Origin of the sequence: Ensifer adhaerens (genome assembly GCF_013283195.1) — a bacterium.
In the GTDB taxonomy this organism is placed as follows: domain Bacteria; phylum Pseudomonadota; class Alphaproteobacteria; order Rhizobiales; family Rhizobiaceae; genus Ensifer; species Ensifer adhaerens_G.
Genome location: NZ_JABEKT010000001.1, coordinates 413,062 through 433,681, shown reverse-complemented (window position 1 = coordinate 433,681; position 20,620 = coordinate 413,062). Strand labels below are relative to the sequence as shown.

General features: G+C 62.8%; 15 protein-coding genes. 7 read left to right on the top strand and 8 right to left on the bottom strand.

What is annotated here, in order from left to right:
* Positions 1–108: 108 nt before the first annotated feature.
* From LPJGGPFB_RS01930 to trxA, 6 genes are all read left to right on the top strand, one after another.
* Positions 109–2,589, top strand: coding sequence for a sensor histidine kinase (locus tag LPJGGPFB_RS01930; RefSeq protein ID WP_173418494.1), 2,481 nt, complete (start codon positions 109–111; stop codon positions 2,587–2,589).
* A complete protein-coding gene (tsaE, locus tag LPJGGPFB_RS01925) occupies positions 2,589–4,100 on the top strand; it encodes a tRNA (adenosine(37)-N6)-threonylcarbamoyltransferase complex ATPase subunit type 1 TsaE (protein WP_173418493.1) in 1,512 nt (503 codons plus the stop codon). The genes LPJGGPFB_RS01930 and tsaE overlap by 1 nt, the downstream gene beginning before the upstream one ends.
* 10 nt (positions 4,101–4,110) lie before the next feature.
* Positions 4,111–4,842 (top strand): nucleotidyltransferase family protein, encoded by a 732-nt coding sequence (locus tag LPJGGPFB_RS01920; RefSeq protein WP_173418492.1) that lies wholly within the window; start codon positions 4,111–4,113, stop codon positions 4,840–4,842.
* Positions 4,839–8,024, top strand: a complete 3,186-nt coding sequence (gene addB, locus LPJGGPFB_RS01915) for a double-strand break repair protein AddB (protein ID WP_173418491.1) — start codon at positions 4,839–4,841, stop codon at positions 8,022–8,024. Before LPJGGPFB_RS01920 ends, addB begins: the two co-directional genes overlap by 4 nt.
* A complete protein-coding gene (addA, locus tag LPJGGPFB_RS01910; protein ID WP_173418490.1) occupies positions 8,014–11,583 on the top strand; it encodes a double-strand break repair helicase AddA in 3,570 nt (1,189 codons plus the stop codon). Before addB ends, addA begins: the two co-directional genes overlap by 11 nt.
* Positions 11,584–11,669: 86 nt before the next feature.
* Positions 11,670–11,993: a thioredoxin gene (gene trxA, locus LPJGGPFB_RS01905; RefSeq protein ID WP_025425335.1), complete on the top strand. Its 324-nt coding sequence runs from the start codon at positions 11,670–11,672 to the stop codon at positions 11,991–11,993.
* A 114-nt stretch (positions 11,994–12,107) separates the two neighbouring features.
* On the opposite strand, the gene LPJGGPFB_RS01900 is transcribed toward trxA, so the two are convergent.
* Genes LPJGGPFB_RS01900 through LPJGGPFB_RS01880 form a run of 5 tightly spaced genes read right to left on the bottom strand, consistent with a single transcriptional unit; the run spans position 12,108 to position 17,184 of the window.
* The gene (locus LPJGGPFB_RS01900) at positions 12,108–13,451 is read right to left on the bottom strand and encodes a bifunctional folylpolyglutamate synthase/dihydrofolate synthase (protein ID WP_173418489.1); all 1,344 of its coding nucleotides are present in this window, start codon (positions 13,449–13,451) and stop codon (positions 12,108–12,110) included.
* Positions 13,452–13,478: 27 nt separating this feature from the next.
* Positions 13,479–14,396, bottom strand: coding sequence for an acetyl-CoA carboxylase, carboxyltransferase subunit beta (gene accD / locus LPJGGPFB_RS01895; protein ID WP_173418488.1), 918 nt, complete (start codon positions 14,394–14,396; stop codon positions 13,479–13,481).
* Between the two features lie 51 nt (positions 14,397–14,447).
* A complete protein-coding gene (trpA, locus tag LPJGGPFB_RS01890; RefSeq protein WP_173418487.1) occupies positions 14,448–15,287 on the bottom strand; it encodes a tryptophan synthase subunit alpha in 840 nt (279 codons plus the stop codon).
* 5 nt (positions 15,288–15,292) lie between these two features.
* A complete protein-coding gene (trpB, locus tag LPJGGPFB_RS01885) occupies positions 15,293–16,513 on the bottom strand; it encodes a tryptophan synthase subunit beta (protein WP_173418486.1) in 1,221 nt (406 codons plus the stop codon).
* Positions 16,510–17,184, bottom strand: coding sequence for a phosphoribosylanthranilate isomerase (locus tag LPJGGPFB_RS01880; RefSeq protein WP_173418485.1), 675 nt, complete (start codon positions 17,182–17,184; stop codon positions 16,510–16,512). Before LPJGGPFB_RS01880 ends, trpB begins: the two co-directional genes overlap by 4 nt.
* A 131-nt stretch (positions 17,185–17,315) precedes the next feature.
* Between LPJGGPFB_RS01880 and LPJGGPFB_RS01875 the strand changes: the two genes are divergently transcribed.
* Positions 17,316–17,516, top strand: a complete 201-nt coding sequence (locus LPJGGPFB_RS01875) for a YqaE/Pmp3 family membrane protein (RefSeq protein WP_173418484.1) — start codon at positions 17,316–17,318, stop codon at positions 17,514–17,516.
* A gap of 13 nt (positions 17,517–17,529) precedes the next feature.
* Here the strand turns inward: LPJGGPFB_RS01875 and LPJGGPFB_RS01870 are convergent, their stop codons facing one another.
* The 3 genes from LPJGGPFB_RS01870 to phaZ form a co-directional block, all read right to left on the bottom strand.
* Entirely contained in the window at positions 17,530–18,285 is a 756-nt protein-coding gene (locus LPJGGPFB_RS01870) for a M48 family metallopeptidase (RefSeq protein WP_173418483.1), read from the bottom strand.
* A 195-nt stretch (positions 18,286–18,480) separates the two neighbouring features.
* The gene (locus LPJGGPFB_RS01865) at positions 18,481–18,909 is read right to left on the bottom strand and encodes a DUF2852 domain-containing protein (protein ID WP_173418482.1); all 429 of its coding nucleotides are present in this window, start codon (positions 18,907–18,909) and stop codon (positions 18,481–18,483) included.
* A gap of 147 nt (positions 18,910–19,056) precedes the next feature.
* Entirely contained in the window at positions 19,057–20,331 is a 1,275-nt protein-coding gene (gene phaZ / locus LPJGGPFB_RS01860) for a polyhydroxyalkanoate depolymerase (RefSeq protein ID WP_173418481.1), read from the bottom strand.
* Positions 20,332–20,620 lie beyond the last annotated feature (289 nt).

The window sequence follows — 20,620 nt, the reverse complement described above, 5'->3', positions numbered from 1 at the left end:
ACCGGGGATGCAACCAGAACTGACGCGAACCCTTCAGGGTATCGCCGGAACTGCGCATGGCACGACAGAGCCGGCAGCACCCTTCGGACAGACGGGGACGGCAGCGCCATGACAACAGCACACGAAACCTCATCGGGCGGTCGCCGCAAAGGCCCGGTGCTCCTTCGCCGCCTGATGGCCTGCACGGCGCTCTTCGCCGCAACGGATGCGGTCGCCCAGGTCTCGGCGCAGAAGGCGAACATCTTCGGCTCGTCGGAAGTCATCACCTTTTCCGTGCTGATCGGCGTCATCTCCGCGGCAATGATCTCCGCGATCTGGTTGATCCGCCAGCGCGGCAACATCGAGGCCGAGAACCGCGAGCTCAGGTCCGACCTTTCGGACGCCAATCAGCGCCTTTCGCGCTTCCAGGCACTCATTGCCGACAAGAACCGCCGCATCGTCATCTGGGACGGGCTTGCGGAGCGGGCGGAAATGCTCGGCCAGCTGCCGGCGGAGACCGGGGCGCCGTCAGACGATCGCGAATTCCTGGCATTCGGCCGCTGGATCAAGGGAAATTCCGCCAGCGAACTCGAAAAGGCGATCGACGCCCTGCGCACCCAGGCGCGCAGCTTCGATCTGGTGCTCGAAACGCAGCGCAACGAGGTGCTGGAGGCACAGGGCCGCGTTTCCGGCGGACGCGCTTTCGTGCGCTTCATCGCACTCAACAACATGCGGGCGGAACTCGCCGAGCTGAAGCTCGAGCGCGACCGCCTCAACAACTCGCTGATGTCCTTCCGCACGCTGCTTGACGCGATCGACCTGCCGGTCTGGCAGCGCGGCACGGATGGAGCGCTGAGCTGGGTCAACGAGGCCTATGCCGATGCGGTGGAGGCACCAAACGTCGCTGCCGCGATTGCCGAGGGCCGTGAACTGCTGGCAACGATAGCCCGCGAAAAAATCCGCGCCGTCTCGACCTTCGATGCGCCCTTCCGCGACAAGCTTTCCACCGTCGTCAGGGGCAATCGTACATTTTTCGATGTCGTCGATGCCCGCAGCCCGGCCGGAACCACAGGAATTGCCATCGACGTCTCCGGCGTCGAGGCCGTTCGCGAAGAACTCGACCGTACGCTCAAGAGCCATGCCGAGACGCTCGACCATCTCGCGACGCCGGTCGCCATCTTCGACGGCAATCAACGGCTGCAATTCTACAATCAGGCTTTCCAGCGCCTCTGGAACCTGGATATGGGCTTCCTCGAGCGCAAACCGGACAATGGTGAAGTGCTTGATCGCTTGCGCTCCGGCGGCCAGCTGCCCGAACAGCTCAACTGGAAACAGTGGAAGGCGAACGCGCTCTCCGTCTATCAGGCGCTCGATACGCAATCCGACCTCTGGCACCTGCCGAACGGCCAGACCTTGCGGGTCTTCGCAACGGCGCGGCCGCAAGGCGGCGTCACCTGGGTGTTCGAGAACCTGACCGAAAAGGTCGATCTGGAAACCCGCTACAACACGCTGGTCCAGGTCCAGGGCGAAACCATCGACCATCTGGCCGAAGGCGTGGCCGTGTTCGGTCCCGATGGCCGCATCCGGCTTTCCAACCCCGCCTTCCGAGCCATCTGGGGCATCAATGAGACCGAGGCGAAGCCGGGCACCCATATCCGTGCGATCGAGCAGGCCTGCCTGATGTCCTACGACCAGCCGGATGGCTGGAAGCGGTTCTCCCACATCATCACCAGCTTCGACGACGAGCGGCCGTCGAGCCGCGGCATTCTGGAACTGCGGACGGGGTTGATCCTCGACTTCGCCGTCATTCCGCTGCCGAACGCACAGACGATGCTGACCTTCGTCAACATCACCGACAGTGTCCGCGTCGAGCGCGCCCTGACCGAAAAGAACGATGCCCTGCGCAAGGCGGATGCGCTGAAGAACGACTTCGTCCACCACGTGTCCTATGAACTGCGCTCGCCGCTGACCAACATCATCGGCTTTGCCGATCTCCTGAAGACGCCGGCCTTTGGCGACCTCAACGATCGCCAGGCGGAGTATGTCGACCATATCGCCACGTCCTCGTCGCTGCTTCTGACCATCGTCAACGACATTCTCGATCTTGCGACCGTCGATGCCGGCATCGTCGAGCTCGACATGTCGGAGATCAATCTCACCGACTTCCTCGACGACATCGCCCACCAAATGGCCGACCGGCTGGTCGAGGGCGGTGTCACGCTACGGGTCGCGGCCCCCGACAACCTTGGCCGCATGGTCGCCGACCAGCAGCGGCTGAAGCAGATTTTCATCAAGCTTTTGACCAATGCCGCAAATTTTGCGCCTGACGGCAGCGTCATCGAGCTTGCCTGCCGGCGGGAAGGCGGAGACTTCGTCTTCTCGGTTTCCGACAGCGGTCCCGGCATTCCACAGGACGTGCTCGACACAGTGTTCAACCGCTTCGAAAGCCACGGCCAGCGCGGTGGCGCCGGCCTTGGCCTCTCGATCGTCGAGAGCTTCGTCAGCCTTCATCACGGCACCGTATCGATCCGCAGTCGCGAGGGCGAAGGCACTGAGGTCAGTTGCCGCATTCCTTCGGCAGAGATCCCGAAAATCGTCGCGGCGGAATAATGCAGCCGATCACGCGCTTCCTGGCGGACGAGGCAGCCACGATCCAGCTCGGCGAAGACCTGGCGCTGGCGCTGAAGACGGGCGACTGTCTCGCGCTGTCTGGCGATCTCGGGGCCGGAAAATCGACCCTGGCGCGCGCCTTTCTGCGTGCCGTTGCCGATGACGACGGCCTCGAAGTCCCAAGTCCGACCTTTACGCTGGTGCAGAGCTATGACCTTCGCATTCCCGTGGCGCATTTCGATCTCTATCGCCTTGCCGACGCCAGCGAACTCGACGAACTCGGTTTCGACGAAGCCCTGTCTCTAGGTATCTGCCTTGTCGAATGGCCCGAGCGAGCCGACGGAGCATTGCCAACGAGCAGGATCGTCCTGTCGATCACCCATGAAGCGGCCGGGCGGAGCGTCAGCATCTCCGGACCAGAGAGCGCCCTCCAGCGGATCGCCCGCACGCTCGCAATCCGCGACTTCCTCGCGCAGAACGGCTTTGCAGACGCACGACGGCGCCATCTGAGCGGCGATGCCTCAGTCAGGGCGTACGAACGCGTCGACGGCCGGGATGGCCTTCCGGCGAAAATCCTGATGGATGCCGCGCGACACAAGCCTGGCCCTATCCTTCAGGATGGCAAATACTACCAGCAGCTCGCGCATATCGCCGAGGACGTGACGCCATTCGTTGCCATCGACGAGCTGCTCCGAGAACGCGGCTTCGCAGCGCCGACGATCTACGCGCGCGATCTGGACCAGGGAATGCTGCTGATCGAGGACCTCGGTTCCGACGGCGTGCTCGACGACGACGGTAGACCGATCGAGACACGCTATGTCGAAAGCGTGCGCTTGCTTGCCCAGCTCCACATGGCACCGACCAAGCGCGACATCGCGCTTGCCGGCGGTATCGAGCACCATATCCCGGATTTCGACCGCACCGCGATGAAGATCGAGACGCGGCTGCTCATCGACTGGTACCTGCCCTGGAAGCGTGGCGCGCCGGCAACGGAACAGGAAAAGCAGGAATACGCCGCGATCTGGGACGATTTGATCGACCTCATCGAGACCGCCGAGACGAACCTGCTGCTGCGCGACTTTCATTCGCCGAACATCATCTGGCGCGCCGGTCACGAAGGACTTCAACGTGTCGGCGTGATCGATTTCCAGGATGCGATGATCGGACCGACGGCCTATGACGTGGCATCGCTGGTTCAGGACGCGCGAGTGACGATCGAACCCGCGCTGGCGAACCGAATGATGGACGCCTATTTCGCGGATCGCCGCGCCGCCGGCCCGTTCGACGAGCCCCTGTTCCTGCGCGACTGGCATCTGATGTCGGCCCAGCGCAACTGCAAGCTCGTCGGCATCTGGGTGCGGCTGATGCAGCGCGACGGCAAGCCCGGCTACATGAAACACATGCCACGCACTTTCGCCTATCTTGAAGTCGCCCTCCAGCACGAAGCGCTGAAACCCTTGCGCGACTGGTGTATGAAGACGGGATTAATCGGTCCCGAATCAGCGAACTGACAGAGAAGCAATGGCGATCAGCAATGCGATGGTGCTCGCGGCGGGCCTCGGTACCCGCCTACGCCCGATCACCAATACCATCCCCAAGCCACTGGTGAAGATCGCCGGCAAGCCGATGATCGATTACGTTCTCGATCTGCTGGTGAACGCCGGCGTCACCCGGGCAGCCGTCAACGTCCACCACTTCGCCGACCAGATGGAAGCGCACCTGGCGCAGCGTGCGGCGCCCGAGATCGTGATCTCCGACGAGCGTAACGCGCTGATGAATTCGGGCGGCGGGCTGGTCAAGGGCCTGAAGCTGCTGGCGGACGGCCCTGTCCTGGTGATGAACGCCGATCTATTCTGGATCGGCGAAGACACTGACGCTCCCAGCAATCTCGAACGGCTCGCCGACTTTTTCGATCCCGAGCGCATGGACATGGCGCTGCTTTGCGTGCGCGACGAAGATACGACCGGCCACAACGGCAAGCGGGATTTTTCGCTAGTCGCCGATGGGAGCCTGGTGCGCTATGCCGAGGGCATGGACAGCCCCGTCGTCTATGCCGGTGCGATCGCGCTCGATTCCAAACTGTTTGCCGATGCGCCTGATGATGCGTTCAATCTGAATATCTATTTCGATCGGGCGATTGCGTCAGGACGACTGTACGGCATTGTGCTCGACGGCCACTGGATGACGGTCGGCACGCCCGAGGCGATCGAAGAGGCTGAAGCCGCAATCCGCCGCTACCAGCCGGGGGGATGAGCGTGTCCTATCGCGAGCCAAATGTCTTCACGATCCCGCCGGGCCTGCCCTTCCTGAAGACACTCGCGCGCAAGCTCTGCGATGGCACGCTGACACCGGATTTTAGCTACGACCCCGCCGACCCGTTGCCGCTTGCCGGCGTGACTATTTTCGTTCCGACCCGCCGCTCCGCCCGCGTGCTGCGCTCCGAATTCGTCGACCTGCTCGGCGGCCGTTCGGCGATCCTGCCGACGATCCGGGCACTCGGCGAGACCGACGACGACAGCGGCTTCTTCGATGCCGAAGTGCCGGCGATCCTCGATCTGGCACCGCCCCTTCCCGGCACCGCGCGGCTCATCGAACTTGGCCGCCTCATCCTCGCCTGGCGTAACCGCCTGCCGAAGGTGGTGCTCGACATTCATGCGGAAAGCCCGCTGATCGCGCCGGCAAGCCCCGCGGACGCCATCTGGCTGGCACGCAATCTGGCCGAACTCGTCGATGCGATGGAGACGGAAGAACTCGACTGGGAAGCGCTCGACGGTCTCGACGCTGGCGAGCATGCACTCTGGTGGCAGTTGACGCTCGAATTCCTGAAGATCGCCCGGGTCTACTGGCCGGAGCGGCTGGAGGAACTCAAGCAATCCTCGCCGGCCCGGCATCGCAACGCCATCCTGCAGGCAGAGACCCAGCGCATCGCCTCAGGCGCGCTTCAGGGGCCGATTGTCATCGCCGGTTCGACCGGCTCGATCCCGGCGACGGCCGCGCTGATCGCCGCCGTCCAGAAGCTGCCCAACGGCACCATCGTTTTGCCGGGGCTCGACCAGACGATGACTGATGCGGAATGGGGCATGATCATTGGCGATACCGTCGCCGCCGGCCGGCCCGACCCGGCAAGCCGCAGCCACCCGCAATACGGCTTCCACCGTCTGCTGCAACGCATGCAGGTCGAGCGCCGCGATGTGCCAACCCTTGACCAGGCCGACGCGGGACTGACCGATCGCAGCGAGATCCTGTCGCATGCGCTGTTGCCGGCCAAGGCGACCAACGGCTGGACCGAGACCCGCAACGGGCTCGAGCCGGAAACGCTGCAGCGGGCCTTTGGCGACGTTGCGCTGATCGAGACCGCCAACGAGCGCGAGGAGGCGACCGCGATTGCCATTGCGCTCCGGCTGGCGCTTGAGGGCAGCGACGATAGCCAGGCGGCGCTGATCACCCCGGACCGCAATTTGGCGCGCCGCGTCGGTGCGGAACTGGCGCGTTTCGATATCGAAGCCGACGATTCGGCCGGCACACCGCTCGCCTCGACATCAGCCGGTACGCTGATGCGGCTTCTACTGGAGGCAAGCCTTCGGCCCGGCGATCCGGTGCCACTGGTGGCGCTGTTCAAACATCCGCTGGCGCGCTTCGGTCTCTCGAAGGCGGAGCTGCGCCGCAGCGCCGACGTGCTGGAGCGAATGGCGCTGCGCAGCGGCACTGAGATCGCCGATATCTCGCTGCTGGAACCGCTGCTCGACCAGGCAGTCGCCGATCACAACGTCGACCGCCACCCTCCGGAGTGGCGGATCGGCATCACCGAAGACGACATTCTTGCGGCCAAGGATCTTGCCGCGCGGGTAAAGGCGGCAACAGACCCGCTTGCCGGTGCGCTGGTCCGGCGCAGCGACGGGCGTCGCCCGTTCTCGGAAACATTCACCTTTGCCGAATGGGCAACACGGACTGGCCAGGCGCTGGAGGCCGTCTGCGGCGATGAACGTGCCGACCTCAGCGGTCTCTGGTCCGGCGAGGCAGGCGAAGCCTTGGCGACGCTCTTGCGCGGCATCATCGAGACCGAAGGGCAGATGGATGCCGACGGACCGCAATGGTGCGACATCATGGAGGCGCTCGCCGCCAGCGAGGCGGTCAAGCCACGCTCGATGCGCCACCCCCGCGTCTTCATCTTCGGCGCGCTGGAATCGCGCTTGCAGAGCATGGATCTGGTGGTGCTCGGCGGCCTGAACGAAGGCAATTGGCCGGGGCAGACGGCCAATGATCCCTTCCTCTCCCGCACCATGAAAACCGGGATCGGCCTCGAGCCGCCCGAACGTCGCGTCGGCCAGCTTGCGCACGACTTCCAGATGGCGTGCGGCACGCGCAAGCTGATCTTCTCCCGCTCAATGCGGCAGGGATCTGCGCCCACCGTCGCATCACGGTGGCTGCAGCGGCTCCTGGCGCTAGGCGGCAAACGGCTGGCGGAGAACCTGCGATCCAACGGCAGCGACTATCTGCTGTGGGCGCGCATGCTCGACAAGGGCGGCCGCCAGGCGTTGGCCGAACGCCCGGCACCCAAGCCGCCGGTCGAGCTGCAGCCGCGCAAATATTCATTCAGCGAAGTCTCCCGGCTCCGTCGCGACCCCTATTCGATCTATGCACGCCGGATCCTGCGGCTGCATCCGCTCGACCCGTTCAACCGCGATCCGGGTGCGTCCGAGCGCGGCACGCTCTACCACCGCATCGTCGACCGTTTCGTGCGTGGCGGTTTCGACATCCAGTCCCCGGCAGCCGACGAGGCGATGGTCCGCCTGCTCAACGAAGCCTTCGACGAAGAGCGCCTGCCCGCCCATATCGACACCATCTGGCGGCCACGTTTTGCCGCCGTCGGCAAGGCGTTCCTCGCCTGGGAGCGGGAGCGTGCGCGGTTTATCCGCAAACCGCTGACCGAAGTTGCCGCATCGATGGACGTCGGTGTGGGCGACATTCGCCTGACCGGCATTGCCGACCGGCTGGATGCGCTGACGGACGGCACCTTTGAGATCATCGACTACAAGACCGGCTCCAGCCCTTCGATCAAGGAAGCGCGGGTCTTGCTCGATCCGCAGCTGGCGCTCGAAGCAGCGGCGCTGAAAGCCGGTGCGTTCAAGGGAATGGGTCCCGGCCACCCGCAATCACTGCTCTATGTCAGGCTGAAACCAGGCTCCCGCTTCAAGGTGGAAGCGGTCAACAACGAGAACAGCCGGGCGAAGGAAACGAAAACGGCCGATCAGCTGGCCGACGAAGCCCTGATCGAGCTCAGGAAGCTGCTGACCGCCCTGATGTCGGGCAGACACGGCTTTGCCTCCCGCCTCATTGTCCAGAAGGAGCGCGACTACGGCGGCGAGTACGACCATCTGGCGCGTGTTGCCGAATGGTCGACCGCCGACAGCGAGGATGACAGCGATGAGGGATGAAAGCGCCGGCCCCGACGAAAGGACGCCCGAAGCCTGGCTCGACTGGACCTCGCGCCGGCAGTCGCTCGCCTCCGACCCCGCGCGCTCGGCCTGGGTTTCGGCCAACGCCGGATCGGGCAAGACCCATGTACTGACGCAGCGCGTCATCCGCCTTCTGCTTGCCGGCTGCAGGCCGTCTGCCATTCTCTGCCTGACCTACACCAAGGCTGCCGCCTCCGAAATGTCCAACCGCGTCTTCGAACGCCTTGCCGAATGGGTCACGCTCGACGACGAGGCACTGGAAAGGCGGATCGAGGCCATCGAAGGCGAACTACCTTCGCGACTGAAGCTCCAGGAGGCACGGCGGCTGTTTGCGCGCGCGCTCGAAACGCCTGGTGGCCTGAAGATCCAGACCATCCATGCCTTCTGCGAAGCGCTACTGCACCAGTTTCCGCTGGAAGCCAACGTTGCCGGACACTTCTCGGTGCTCGACGACCGCGCGGCGGCGGTGCTGCTCGCGGATGCACGCCGTGCCTTGCTGACCGCGACCGCCGCCGAGGACGATGCGGCACTCGCCGAGGCCTTTGCCACCGTGCTCGAACTTGCCGACGACACCGGGCTTGAAAAGCTGCTGGGCGCGATCGTTTCCAACCGCACGGCGATACAGGCTTTTCTCGACCATGCCGATGCCCATGGCGGCATCGCCGTGCAACTGCGCGCGGCCCTCAAGCTTGAGCCCGAGGATAGCGTCGAGCGCGTCCTTCAAGGCGTCTGGCCGCTTGCAGGCCTCAACGGTCCGGCGCTGGAACGCTATCTCTCGCTTGCCGTCAGCGCCGGCGGCGCCAAGGTGCTCGATTTTGCCGAGGGACTGCGGGCGACTGCCAAGCTTGCCGATCCCATGGCGCGTTACGAAGGGCTGCAGGAGCTGTTCTTCACCGGTACCGGCAAGCCGCGCGCCGATTCCGCCTTCGTGAACAAGGCGATGCTTGGGGCCGCTCCCGATCTGCTCCAGCTGGTCGAAGCGGCCCGCGATCACGTCGTCGCCTGCGCCGACCGGCTGAGCATCGTCCAGATGTACGAAGCGACGCTGTCGGCGCTGACCCTCGCCGATCGGCTCAGCAGCGATTATGAAGCGCTCAAGCGTACTCGCAGCCAGCTCGATTTCGAGGACCTGATCAACCGCACCGCCAGCCTGTTTGCGCGCGGCGACGTCAGCGCCTGGGTTCACTACAAGCTCGACCAGGGCATCGATCACATTCTCGTCGACGAGGCCCAGGATACCAGCCCGACACAATGGACGATCATCCAGGCGCTGGCGGCGGATTTCTTCTCCGGCGACAGCGCCCGCGGAACCGACCGCACCATGTTTGCCGTCGGCGACGAGAAACAGTCGATCTACTCCTTCCAGGGCGCGCGGCCCGAGCGCTTCTCCCGTGAAAGCATCGAGACGGAGCGGCGCGTGCGCGACGGCGGCAAGGCCTTCAGCCCGATCCGGCTGCAGCTCTCCTTCCGCTCTACCGTCGACGTGCTTTCCGCCGTCGACACCGTCTTTGCCAACCCGGTGCATGCGCGTGGGCTCAGTGCTCAAAACGAGGCGGTGGTGCATGCCTCCAATCGCATCGGCCATCCCGGTGCCGTCGATATCTGGGACGTAATCGCCGCCGAACCGACAGAAACCGACGACGAATGGACGGCCCCCTTCGACGCCACCCCGGAAACGGCACCGGTCAACATTCTTGCCCGACGCATAGCCGCCGTGCTCGACAACTGGATCGGCCGCGAGACGATCATCGAGAAGGGCGTGCGCCGCTTCATGCGCCCGGGCGATGTCATCGTGCTCGTGCGCAAGCGCGACGCCTTCGTCAATGCGCTGACCCGCGCCCTGAAGCGCCGCAGCGACATTCCCGTCGCCGGCGCCGACCGACTGGTCCTGACCAGCCATATCGCCATCCAGGACCTGTTGGCGCTCGGGCGCTTCATGCTGCTGCCGGAAGACGACCTGTCACTGGCGGCACTGCTGAAGAGCCCACTCTTCAACCTCGACGAAGACACGTTGTTCGAGCTCGCGGCCCGACGCGACGAAGGTGTTAGCCTCTGGCAGAGGTTGCAGGAATTCGGTGGCGGAGAAGGCTCGCTGTACGAAGCAACCGTCAAGGCACTTCTTCGTTATGCCGTCCTCTCCCAGCAGCTCGCTCCGCATGACTTTTTTGCGCACGTGCTTGGCGTCCATGGTGGCCGCGCGGCGTTTCTCGCCCGGCTTGGCAGCGAGGTGAGCGACATTCTCGACGAGTTCCTGACCTTTGCGCTCGAACACGAAAGAAGCGGCCTGCCTGGACTGCAGGCCTTCATCTCGACGCTCGAGATCGAGGCGCCGACCGTCAAGCGCGAGCAGGACAAGGAGCGTGACGAGGTCCGCATCATGACCGTGCACGCCGCCAAGGGGTTGGAAGCGCCGGTGGTATTTCTGGTCGACGGCGGCGGCAAGCCGTTCAACTCGCAGCACGTGCCCGATCTTCGTTTCCTGGAGATGCCGCTTTCGGATGGCTCGAGCTATCCCCTGCCCGTCTGGCGTGCTCCGGGCTCTGCATCGAATTCGCTTGTCGCCGCCGACAGCGACAGGCTGAAGACGCTGGCCGAGGAAGAATACCGCCGTCTGCTTTATGTGGGCATGACCCGGGCTGCCGACCGGCTGGTCGTGTGTGGCTATCGTGGGCAACGGGCCAGCACCGACACCTGGCACGCCATGGTGCAGGCGAGCTTGTCTGTGGACGACAACGGTCGCAGCACCCCTGTCCTGTTCAAGGCGGGTGACGAGGAATGGGCGGGGCACTCTTGGCGCGAAGCACATGTACCGCGCGAAGTTGCGACGGGCGACGAAGCCTCCGATCTCGTAACACCCGCGAAAACCGGATTGCCGATCGCTCTTTCCACGCCGCTGCCGCCGCCACGCAGATTGCCGCGGCCGCTCAGCCCATCGGGCGTCGGCATTGCGGTGGACGAAGACGAAGGTGACATGATCGTCGGTTCGGCGCTGTTTTCGCAGAAGGCGCCAGCCGATATCTCGATGCTGCGCGGCGCCATCCTGCATCGGCTGCTGCAGGTCCTGCCGTCGATCGCCGCTTCCGAGCGCCCGACGGCGGCTGATCGCTATCTCGCCCGTTCGGTGCCGCGCTGGCCCGAAACCCAGCGCGCACGCCTGCGCGATGCCGTGCTGCAGGTGCTCGATCATGGCGAGCTGCAATCGCTCTTTTCCGATGCCAGCCGGGCGGAAGTCTCGGTCATGGGCACATTGAAGCTCCGAAATCAGGAATTTGCCGTCTCCGGCCGGATCGACCGGCTGTCGGTGGCGGATGGCGTCGTGACGATCGCCGACTTCAAGACCAATCGCACCGTGCCGGCGACACCCAAGGACGTCCCCGTTGCCTACATTACCCAGCTGGCGATCTATCGCGAGTTGCTCAGGCCGCTTTATCCGGCGCACCGCTTCCAATGTGCTCTGATTTTCACGGAAGGACCGATCATCCACGTGCTTGAGGATGCACGACTGGACAGGAGCCTTGAAGACCTCGCGACAAAGTGAGATACCCGATATTGAAAATCCAGTGGGACAGTCTCACATGAGACACAACATCTGGACACCGACATTTCGAACGCAAGGAGCAGCCGATGGCTACTGTAAAAGTCGATACATCCAATTTTCAGCAGGAAGTGCTGAACGCCGCCGAGCCGGTGGTTGTCGATTTCTGGGCTGAATGGTGCGGCCCGTGCAAGATGATCGCGCCGAGCCTCGAGGAAATCTCCAACGAGCTCGCCGGCAAGGTCAAGGTCGTGAAGCTGAACATCGACGAGAACCCGGAACTGGCCGCGCAGTACGGCGTGCGCTCGATCCCGACGCTTGCCATGTTCAAGGCTGGTGAAGTTGCCGACATCAAGGTTGGTGCTGCGCCGAAGACGGCCCTGACGTCCTGGATTTCGACTGCGGCCGCTTAAGGCCACCTTCTCGAACCGACTTCAAAGCCCGGCTTGCCGGGCTTTTTTCTTGCCTTGAATGTTGCGCGCGGATGGTCCTGCAAAGATCGCTGCGATCCTTGTCGCAGCAGCCTATCACTTCGGTGGCGTGCCGTTGTCGGCAAGCACGTCGCCGACGAGATAGAGCGAACCGCCGATCAGGATGCGTGGCGGCACAGGGTCTTCGTCGACAAGATTGGCAATGATCGTCAGCGCCTCGGCCACCGATGAAACGGCGGACGCCTCGAAGCCGACAGAGGCGGCATCCTGCGCCAACGCCACCGGGTCGAGCCCGGCATCGGAAGCCCGGATCGGCACGGTAAAGACCTGCTCGGCAAGATCGACGAAGGCTCGGAAATAGCCGAGCGGATCCTTGGTGTTGATCATACCGATGATCAGGAATAGCGGCCGGGATTCGCGCTCCTCGAAATTCGCCATCGCTTCGGCGATCACCTGCCCGGCACCGGGATTGTGGCCGCCATCGACCCAAATCTCCGCATCCTGCGGGCCGTAATGGCCAAGCTTACCGCCGCCCAGGCGCTGAAGGCGCCCCGGCCACTCGACCCCGGCAACGCCCCGCTCGATCGCCGCATCCGGCACATCGAAACCGGCCGCTCGCACGGCACGAATGGCTGCAGCCGCATTGGCATATTGATGCCGACCCGGCAGCTTCGGCAGCGGCAGGTCGGACAGACCACGCTCGTCCTGATAGACAAGGCGGCCGAATTCCTCATGCGCCAGGAAATCCTGACCGTAGACGGACATCGGGCAGCCGAGGCGCTCGGCGGTCGAGGTCAGGACGTCGCGAACGCCTTCTTCTTCCTGCTGGCCGATGACGACAGGGCAGCCACGCTTCATGATGCCGGCTTTTTCCGCCGCGATCAGCTCGACCCGATCGCCGAGATAGGCCTGGTGATCGAGCGAGATCGGCATGATCACCGAGACGGCCGGATTGGTTATGACATTGGTCGCGTCGAAGCGGCCACCGAGACCGACCTCGATGATCGCGACGTCGGCCGGATGTTCGGCAAAAAGCACGAAGGTGACGGCAGTCAGGATTTCAAAGACGGTGATCTTCTCGCCGCCATTGGCTTCCGCCACGCGTCGAACCGCATCGGCCAGAACCGGATCGCTGACGAGCTTGCCCTTGCCGCCCTTGACACCGAGCCGGTAACGCTCGTGCCAATTGACCAGATGCGGAGAGGTATGGACGTGGACGCTCAAGCCCGCGGCCTCGAGCAACGCCCGCGAGAAGGCGGTGACGGAACCCTTGCCGTTGGTGCCCGCCACGTGAATGATCGGCGGCAGGCGGTCCTGCGGATTGCCGAGCGCGGCCAGAAGCCGGGTTATCCTGTCCAACGACAGGTCGAAGCCTTTCGGATGCAAGGCAAGGAGTTTTTCGATCTCGTAGCCTGCTTCGCTGGCTTCCACCGCTGTCATCTCGCCCTGCCCCGATAGAATCGTATGCTATGCGCTTGCCGCTACTGGCAAGGCCACTGGGTCTGCACCGCCGCCGTTGAGCTTTACCGTATCGGCCGGCTTCTTCATCAGGATCTTCAGCACGCGTGCCAGCGTCGACGGGATGTCGTGACGCTTGACAACCATGTCGATCATGCCGTGTTCCAACAGGTATTCCGCCGTCTGGAAGCCTTCGGGCAGCTTCTCGCGCAGCGTCTGCTCGATCACGCGCTTGCCGGCAAAGCCGATTTCGGCGCCGGGCTCGGCGATTTGAATATCCCCGAGCATGGCGTAGGAGGCTGTAACACCGCCGGTGGTCGGGTTGGTCAACACGACGATATAGGGAAGACCGGCTTCCTTGAGCATGTTGACGGCCACGGTCGTGCGCGGCAACTGCATCAGCGACAGGATGCCTTCCTGCATGCGGGCACCACCGGAGGCCGGGAAGATGACCAGCGGGCACTTCTCCGCGATCGCCTTTTCGAAGGCCTTCACGATCGCTTCGCCTGCGGCCATGCCGAGCGAACCGCCGATGAAGTTGAACTCATGTACCACGCCGACAAGCTTGACGCCCTGGACGCGGCCGAGACCGGCGACGATCGTGTCTTCCAGTTCAGTCTTGGCGCGGCTGTCGCGAAGGCGGTCGGCGTATTTCTTGGAATCGCGGAACTTCAGCGGATCCTGCGCCACCTTGGGCTGCGGCAGGGTCTCGTAGATGCCACCGTCGAACAGATCCTTCAACCGTGCCTTGGCCGGCATCTTCATGTGGAAGCCGGATTGCGGGATGACCCATTTGTTTTCCTCGAGATCGCGGTGATACACCATCTCGCCGGTTTCCGGGCACTTGATCCAGAGATTCTCCGCCACTTCCCTGCGGCCCAGCATCGAATTGATTTTCGGCCGAACGTAGTTTGTGATCCAGTTCACTTAATAGTCTCCTGAAGATTTTCTTCGGGTTGTGCGCGCTAATATAGGCAATTATTCGGCTGCTGCGAGCCGTGCGGATCGCACGCCTGCCGACAGGCCCCTTACAAGCGCTTCGACACCCGGTACCGTCGCGTCCGTTGCCTTACCCTCTTCGGTCAGGCTCGACGCGATCTGATTGACGATCGCCGTACCGACGACGACGCCATCGGCAGATGCACCGATGGCTCTTGCATGTTCCGCCGTCTTGACGCCGAAACCGACGCAAACAGGCAGTTTCGTATGGGTTTTGATACGCTCGACGGCGCCGGCGATCAATGACGGGTCGGGCAGTGCCGAACCGGTGATGCCGTTCATCGATACGTAGTACACGAAGCCCGAGGTATTTTCGAGCACCTTCGGCAGACGGCGGTCATCCGTCGTCGGCGTCGCCAGGCGAATGAAATTGATGCCCTTCTCAAGCGCCGGGATGCAGAGCTCGTCATCCATTTCCGGTGGGAGATCGACGACGATCAACCCATCGATACCAGCGTCCAGGGCGTCCGTCAGGAATCGATCGACACCGTAGATGTAGATCGGATTGTAGTAGCCCATCAGCACGATCGGCGTGCGCTGGTCTTCCTCGCGGAAACGGCGGGCGATCTCGATCGTCTTTGCCAGCGTCTGGCCGGCCTTCAGCGAACGCTGGCCGGCCAGCTGGATAGCTGGTCCGTCGGCCATCGGGTCCGAGAACGGCATGCCGAGTTCGATGACATCGGCACCGGCCTTCGGCAGCGCCTTCATGATGGAGACGGAGGTTTCGAAATCGGGGTCGCCGCCCATGAAATAGGTGACGAGGACCGGACGTCCTTCCGACGCCACATCGGCGAACTTTCTGTCCATGCGTGCGGTCATGATCGTTACAGCCCCATACCCAGAATCTTGCCGACGGTGAAAATGTCCTTGTCGCCGCGACCGGAGAGATTCATCAGGATGATCTCGTCCTTGCCCATCGTCGGCGCGCGCTTGATGACCTCGGCGAGCGCGTGCGACGGCTCCAGTGCCGGGATGATGCCTTCAAGACGGGTCAGCATCTGGAAGGCTTCCAATGCCTCGTGGTCCATGATTGGCACATATTCGACGCGACCGACATCGTTGAGCCAGGAGTGTTCCGGACCGATGCCGGGATAATCGAGGCCTGCCGAAATCGAATGGCCTTCCTTGATCTGGCCGTCGCCGTCCTGCAGCAGGTAGGTACGGTTGCCGTGCAGTACGCCCGGCGAGCCGGCGGTGATCGACGCGCAATGCTCGTCGCCATCGAGCCCCTTGCCCCCAGCCTCGACGCCGACGATCTTCACGCCTTCATCGTCAAGAAACGAATGGAAGATACCGATCGCGTTGGAACCGCCGCCGACGGCAGCAATGACGAGATCAGGAAGCCGGCCTTCGGCTTCAAGCATCTGCGCCTTCGCCTCCTGGCCGATGACGGCTTGAAAGTCGCGGACCATCTCCGGATAGGGATGCGGACCGGCAGCTGTGCCGATCAGATAATAGGTGTTGTCGACATTGGTGACCCAGTCACGCAGCGCTTCGTTCATGGCATCCTTGAGCGTACCGTTGCCAGCTGTGACCGGCTTCACCTCGGCGCCGAGAAGCTTCATGCGGAAGACGTTCGGCGCCTGGCGCTCGACGTCGGTCGCGCCCATGTAGACGACGCAAGGCAGGCCGAAGCGGGCGGCGACGGTCGCAGACGCCACGCCGTGCTGGCCGGCACCGGTTTCGGCGATGATGCGTGTCTTGCCCATGCGCTTGGCCAGCAGGATCTGGCCGATGCAATTGTTGATCTTGTGCGAACCGGTATGGTTCAGCTCCTCGCGCTTGAAGTAGATCTTGGCGCCGCCAAGTTCTTCCGTCAGCCGCTCGGCGAAGTAAAGCGGGCTCGGACGACCGATGTAGTGGGCGCCGAGATTGTCGAGTTCGGCCTTGAAGGCCGGATCGTTCTTGGCCTTGTCCCACTCGGCCTGCAGGTCGAGGATCAGGGGCATCAGGGTTTCCGCAACGAAGCGGCCACCGAAGATGCCGAAACGGCCGTCTTCGTCAGGTCCCGCCCGGAAGGAATTCAGTTTTGGCGCCTCGTTCACGTCTTGCTCCCTGACCGTGCCGTAATCGCCTCCGCGTGGCGAACGGCATCGAAAAACGATTCCATGAGCTTCAGATCCTTGACGCCCGGCGCGCTCTCGACGCCGGAGGAGGTATCGATGGCACGGGCGCGCGTCTGCGCCAGGGCTTCACCGATGTTGTTCACGTTCAAACCACCGGAAAGCATGTAATCGACGCTGCCGTCAAGCGCATCGAGCAGCGTCCAGTCGAAGGAAACACCGTTGCCGCCGGGCAATTCCGATCCTGCCGGAGGCTTTGCATCAAAGAGAAACCGATCGGCGATGCCGATATAGGGCTCGACCTTTTTCAGATCGTCGGCGTCGCGGATCGACAAGGCCTTCATCACCGGCAGGCCATAGACCGCCTTGACGGTGAGCACCCGGTCGGGCGTTTCGCTGCCATGAAGTTGCAAAATGTCGGGATTGAGCGCTGCGACGATCTCGTCGAGATCGTCATTGTCGGCATCGACGGTGACAGCGACGATCTTGGCCTTGCCGCGGATCCTGTCCGCCAGACGGCCGGCGTCATCGGGTTCGAGGTTGCGCGGGCTCTTGGCAAAAAAGATGAAGCCCGTGTGCGATGCGCCGAGCGCAACCGCGCGATCCACCGCTTCCGCGGTCTTCAGGCCGCATATCTTCACTTCGGTTTTCATGAGAAGCGACCTTGCATGAAATGTCGCTGGAGTCGAGCCAAAAACCACCCCACGCACCGTCGTCCAGAGGGTGCGGCATTGCGGTCTCGGCCTGCGCTCACCATATGCATTCTATCACAACGGAGAGACGAATGCGTCTGCTGCTTGCCCTCATTCTGCCCTGGCTTCAGTTCTTCACCATCGGCCGTCCCTTTGCCGGCATCATCTGCCTTGTCCTGCAGTTGACCCTGATCGGCTGGGTACCGGCAGCGATCTGGTCCGTCTACGCGCTCAGCCAATACAAGACGGACGAGAAGATCCAAGCAGCGCTTGCCGGCCGCAGTCGCGGTTAAACCCGACAATTGCCTAATCGAAATCGATGGCGTGCAGCATCGTGCCGTTGCGCCTCAGCCAGCGCTTAGCATCGTTTGTGTCGGGGCAAAGCTTCTCGCAAAGCGCCCAGAAATCGGGCCCGTGGTTCATTTCCTGAAGATGCGCCACTTCGTGCGCGGCGAGATAGGCGATGACCTTCGGCGGCGCCATGACGATCCGCCACGAGAAGCTCAAGGCCCCATCGGCCGAACAGGATCCCCAGCGGCTGCGCGTATCCTTCAGGCTCAGCGATTTGGGCCGCCGGCCGATCCGCCCGGCATAGACCGCGACCAGGCGGTCAAGATCGTGCCGCGCTTCCTTCTTCAGAAAATCGACGATGCGGCGGCGCAGATGTTCCTCGCCGCCGCTGACGTGCAGTATCGCCTCGTCACCGTCGATCACTGCTTCAGTCAACCCTCTGATTTTTCCTGTTCTTTCGATCCGATGGGCGATGCCGCGGATCAGGATCGAACCACCCTCTTCCAGCTGGCTTTCGCCGGAGAACCGCGCCAGCTTGGTCATCAGCCAGCCCTGATGGCGAGTGAGGAAGGCGTTCACTTCCCGATCGGCAAGCCCCTGTGGGATCGTCAACTTCAGCGCGCGGCCACCGGGCTCGATGCGCAGCGTCATGCGGGTGGCGCGTGAATTCTGCCTTATGGTCAGCGGAAGCATCTTGCCCGCGACTTCGATTTCTCGGGTCGTGTCGACAGGAGCTGGAGGGGTGCGCCGCCGCGTAAAAGAAGGGAACATGACGGCTTTCTATCCGATTCGCGGCCTTTCCGGCTAATGCATAATTCCCTAAAGCGCGCCGCGATCCAGGGAATTGTCGGTGTTTGTGATCGACATGAGACGGCACCATTTGCGCGTTTGAAGCGACAGGTGGCGCCTTATGCCGATCGCGACATCCGGCGTTTCATGTGAAACACCGGATGTCTTTTTCATCACTCAGTTTGCCTCAAACGGGGCAACAGGACCGGAGCCACCGTTGCGGCGGTCGCGCATGAAGCGGTCGAACTCGTCCTGGTCCTTGGCGCGGCGAAGCTCGCGCACGTAGGAATCGAATTCTTCGCGCATTTCATCGAGCTTACGGCGTTCTTCGTCGAGGCGGGCAAGTTCGGCTTCACGCCAGTCATCAAAGGCAACGTTGCCGGTGCGATGCGGCTGTGACCAGTTGGCGCGATTGCCACGCTTGAAGGCGGAGCACATGCCGTCGACCGTACTGTTGGCGTCTTTCTTGAACGTTTTCAGTTTCTCGCCGAAGAGGATGTAGGCGAGCATGGCCAAGCCGAGCGGCCAGAAAACCACGAAACCGAGCACCATCAATGCAATGGTCGCAGGCGTCCAATCCGGACGGATCAATGCAGATTGGTTCATCTTCAGGATTCCTCGCAATCAACCGGACCACCCATTGCGGCCCGGTGAAAACGATGTGGGAAGGCGCGCTATCGACTACAAGACGCCCTTCCCCGGAATCGGACAAGCCCTTGACACTACGCGGTCAAAAGCCCTGATTTTCACAAATCAGGCGGTTTTTCCGCCCTTGATCACCTGCTTTACCGGGTTGGTATGCCGGGCATGCTCGCGCTGGAAGGCGACGATGCGCGGTGCGATCTCACGACGGAAACGCGAGCCGTTGAACACACCGTAGTGCCCGACATCAGGCTGCATATAGTGCATGCGCATATGCTCGGGGATGTTGGTGCAGATCGTCTGCGCCGCCTTGGTCTGGCCGAGACCCGAAATATCGTCGTTCTCGCCTTCGACCGTCAAGAGCGCGACCTTCTTGATCGCCGTGGTATCGACGCGCCGGCCCCGATGCATCATCTCGCCCTTCGGCAGCGCATGCTGCATGAAGACGACCTGAACGGTCTGCAGGTAGAACTCAGCCGTCAGATCCATTACGGCAAGGTATTCGTCGTAGAAATCGCGGTGTTTCTCGGCGGCATCGCCATCGTTCTTCACCAGATGGGCAAAGAACTCCTTGTGGGCGATCAGGTGACGGTCGAGGTTCATCGACATGAAGCCCGAGAGCTGCAGGAAGCCGGGATAGACCATGCGCATGAAGCCCGGCTGCGGCCACGGCACCGGCATGACGACATTGTCGCGGAACCACTCGATCGGCCGCTCTTCGGCCAGCTTGTTGACGGCCGTCGGGTTGATGCGCGTATCGATCGGCCCGCCCATCAGCGTCATCGAGGCCGGTGACAGCGGATCGCCAGCCGCCTCCATCACTGCGACCGCTGCGAGCACCGGGACCGCCGGCTGACAGACCCCGATCACGTGCGTGTCAGGCCCAAGGAAGTGCAGCATCTGTATGACGTAGTCGATGTAATCATCGAGATCGAAATTGCCCTCGCTCAAGGGCACCATGCGCGCGTCGATCCAGTCGGTGATGTAGATATCGGAATGCGGCAGCAGGGCTTCGACGGTTCCGCGCAGCAGTGTCGCATAGTGGCCCGACATCGGCGCAACGATCAGCACTTTCGGATCGGCAGCCCTGCCCTTGGGCAGCGCCCGTTCGAAATGGATCAGGTTGCAGAACGGCTCGCGCCAGACGATGCGCTCGTGAACGCCGACAGGCTGTCCGTCGATCAGCGTTTCGGGAAGGCCGAATTCCGGCTTGCCGTAGCGGCGCGTCGTTCGTTCGAAGACCTCGAGGCCAGCGGCTGTCGCACGGCCGAAATAGGTGTGCGAGATCGGGTTCATCGGATTGCTGAAAGCAAGCCGCATGGCATCCGCCGCCGTCCGCCACGGCGCCATCATGGCATGGTTCAATTCGTAGAGCTGGTAGAACATAGGAAGCGTACCCCTTGGTTCAATCAACGACAACGCCGCTCCCAGTCGGACGCAAGCTTGCGATTGTTTGTCTTGGTGTCCGCAATCCTTGCAAGACTACCATGTTTCTTGTGCACTGCAACAAGTATACCCGTTTCACCTCGATACAAGCGACTTCTGCGAGAATGCGCCCGGATTGCTGATATTTAACAAACGGACTTGCCCGGAGCTGGCCGAAACCGTCCGTTTTCTTCAGAAATTCGCGTTTTTGGGCACGGGCAGACGCTTTTTTCTGAAGCGCCCCACGGCC

Coding starts and splice junctions, on each gene's coding strand:
- trxA (WP_025425335.1), top strand. CDS start 11,670: ATGGCTACTGTAAAAGTCGATACATCCAATTTTCAGCAGGAAGTGCTG.
- LPJGGPFB_RS01870 (WP_173418483.1), bottom strand. CDS start 18,285: ATGTTCCCTTCTTTTACGCGGCGGCGCACCCCTCCAGCTCCTGTCGAC.
- tsaE (WP_173418493.1), top strand. CDS start 2,589: ATGCAGCCGATCACGCGCTTCCTGGCGGACGAGGCAGCCACGATCCAG.
- trpA (WP_173418487.1), bottom strand. CDS start 15,287: ATGACCGCACGCATGGACAGAAAGTTCGCCGATGTGGCGTCGGAAGGA.
- LPJGGPFB_RS01920 (WP_173418492.1), top strand. CDS start 4,111: ATGGCGATCAGCAATGCGATGGTGCTCGCGGCGGGCCTCGGTACCCGC.
- addA (WP_173418490.1), top strand. CDS start 8,014: ATGAGGGATGAAAGCGCCGGCCCCGACGAAAGGACGCCCGAAGCCTGG.
- LPJGGPFB_RS01865 (WP_173418482.1), bottom strand. CDS start 18,909: ATGAACCAATCTGCATTGATCCGTCCGGATTGGACGCCTGCGACCATT.
- LPJGGPFB_RS01930 (WP_173418494.1), top strand. CDS start 109: ATGACAACAGCACACGAAACCTCATCGGGCGGTCGCCGCAAAGGCCCG.
- addB (WP_173418491.1), top strand. CDS start 4,839: ATGAGCGTGTCCTATCGCGAGCCAAATGTCTTCACGATCCCGCCGGGC.
- phaZ (WP_173418481.1), bottom strand. CDS start 20,331: ATGTTCTACCAGCTCTACGAATTGAACCATGCCATGATGGCGCCGTGG.
- LPJGGPFB_RS01900 (WP_173418489.1), bottom strand. CDS start 13,451: ATGACAGCGGTGGAAGCCAGCGAAGCAGGCTACGAGATCGAAAAACTC.
- LPJGGPFB_RS01880 (WP_173418485.1), bottom strand. CDS start 17,184: ATGAAAACCGAAGTGAAGATATGCGGCCTGAAGACCGCGGAAGCGGTG.
- LPJGGPFB_RS01875 (WP_173418484.1), top strand. CDS start 17,316: ATGCGTCTGCTGCTTGCCCTCATTCTGCCCTGGCTTCAGTTCTTCACC.